Source organism: Pontibacterium sp. (assembly GCF_041587635.1).
Taxonomy (GTDB): Bacteria; Pseudomonadota; Gammaproteobacteria; order Pseudomonadales; family Balneatricaceae; genus Pontibacterium.
Genome location: NZ_JBFGYC010000636.1, coordinates 1 through 2,137, shown reverse-complemented (window position 1 = coordinate 2,137; position 2,137 = coordinate 1). Strand labels below are relative to the sequence as shown.

General features: G+C 49.7%; 1 protein-coding gene and 1 riboswitch. The gene reads left to right on the top strand.

What is annotated here, in order from left to right:
• The first annotated feature begins 639 nt into the window (after window positions 1-639).
• A riboswitch (cyclic di-GMP riboswitch) is annotated at window positions 640-722 on the top strand.
• Window positions 723-794: 72 nt separating this feature from the next.
• Window positions 795-2,137 (top strand): M12 family metallopeptidase (locus ABYW01_RS20100; protein WP_372836219.1); only part of this gene is annotated, 1,343 nt, incomplete at its 3' end.

Sequence of the window (2,137 nt, the reverse complement as noted above, 5' to 3'; positions counted from 1 at the left end):
GACAACGACACCTCTGAATTCGAAGATGAGCTGTAAATAGATGTACACAATCTGTACAGGGTGTTGCTGAGACGGTTAATCCTTTTCGATGTTTCAATCTCAATGAAAGATCTTCAAAAATACTTGTGGTGCTTTCCACTACATATCAGACAGTTAAGACGACTTTATCCTGCAACACCCCAAATGCAGACACTGCGCGATGTGTAAGCTTTGTGAAAATAGTTCCTGAACGTTTGATCGCTTTTTATTCAGTCGAACGTACGTTTTATTCCACAACTGTATAAGACATGCACAGTTGTTAATGTTAGGATGCACCCCGTTAAAACAGTTTACAGCGTGTAAAGCGAACGATAGGTTGTTGGCAACGTTGTGGGGAACAGCTGTTCATCTGAGTTATCGGGTTTAGGTAGGGTAATCCGGCAAACAGATCTGCACGCAGCCTGGGCGCTGCATCCCCCATGTTGTTTCGTCCGTCACTCCCCTCTTTCGCTTTGCCACCCGACTGGCTGAACGCATCCACTTTGGACAAGGAAGGTCAACGGGCACATTGAAGTGACTGGATAACGGTCTCACTGACGAGAGTCGGCCACTGGGTCTGGCGCGGGAAAACAGTACCGCGTAAAGAATAGAAAGATCCTCTCCGGATAAAGGCACAACCTGAGAAATCAGGCGTCGCAAAGTCACGGGTCCCATCTTGTTGTGGGGACGGCCGTACTGCCCATGGAGAGTATACCCTCGCACGTCAGTACGTTGCTGTTGAGGATCTTTCGCAAACCCAATTTGCGGAGATACTCATGACGCTTAAAGCGCCAGCACCTACAACTAAATTTCTTGCCGTACTGGGCCTGAGTTCGGCCCTGCTTTTCACTTCGGGCCTCGCGGTATCTGGCCCACATCATCATGCGGCCTCTCAGGCCGACGCAGCGCCTGGACAGCAGATAGAAAAAGCTGCGGCTTTTACTCAGGATCTGATTGCACAACACCGCACATGGGCACAATCTCAAGGCGCAGCTAAATCTCAGGCACAAACTAATTTGATTGCTAAAGCGGAAGCGCGTCGCGAGTTTCTGGCTGAACTGGTCAAGACCAATCCAGAAGAAGCTTTGCGCTTTGCTATCCCCGATGAAAAGCAGGTTGGCATGCCTCAAGACGTGCTGGATAAGCTTGAGCAACGCGTTGAGGTGGAAGGCGAGCTGGATGTTTTCTATGAAGATTACGAAGATGGTAGCCATATACTGCGCAGTTTCGTAAAAACCTCATTTGGCGAGCGTTTTGAACTGCATCCTGTCGGCAACACCAAAGAGATGCAGAGCGGTAAAAAAGTACGTATCAACGGCCTGCTGCTCGGCACCGACGGTGAATCAGCATCGACTGATGGCAATATTGTTGTTGCCGAAGGCGAAGAAAATATCCTGATGCTGGAAGCTGGCAGTAGCACTACTGGCGGCAGTAACGGTGGTACCCCAGAGCCGGTTGCCAATACCTTTGGCGAGCAGCGAGTTGCTGTGTTTCTGGTCAACTTTGCGGATAACCCGAGTGATAAGCCATGGACCAAGGATGAGGTTATGAACGTCATTGCTGGACAGGTGAATGACTTTATCCAGGAAAACTCCTTCCAACAGACTTGGTTAACTGTCGATGTGTATGGATGGTATACAGCGCCTCACAGCAGTACTGTATGTGATACAAAGTCAATCGGCGATACCGGCCGTGATGGTGCCGCTGCAGAAGGTGCCGATCTGTCTTCATACGACCGTATCATTTCGGTACACCCACCAACAGCGGCATGTAAATGGAGCGGTGTGGGCTCCGTTGGCGGCGCCCCATCTACGACTGTCAATAACGGCTCTCTGACGCATGGCACTATCTCTCACGAGTTGGGCCACAATTTTGGCCTGTATCACTCCCATGCTCTGTACTGCAATGGCGAGTCTCTGAGCTCAAATTGTAGCCACATTGAGTACGGCAACATTCCAGACATTATGGGACAAATGGTTCCTGGCCATTACAACGCCTATCAAAAAGAACGCCTTGGTTGGCTTGGTTATGGTTCTTCACCTGCCATTACTACTGTAGATGCTGCAGGAACTTACACGATTGCACCTTATGCAGCACAAGATAATGGCCCTAAGGCACT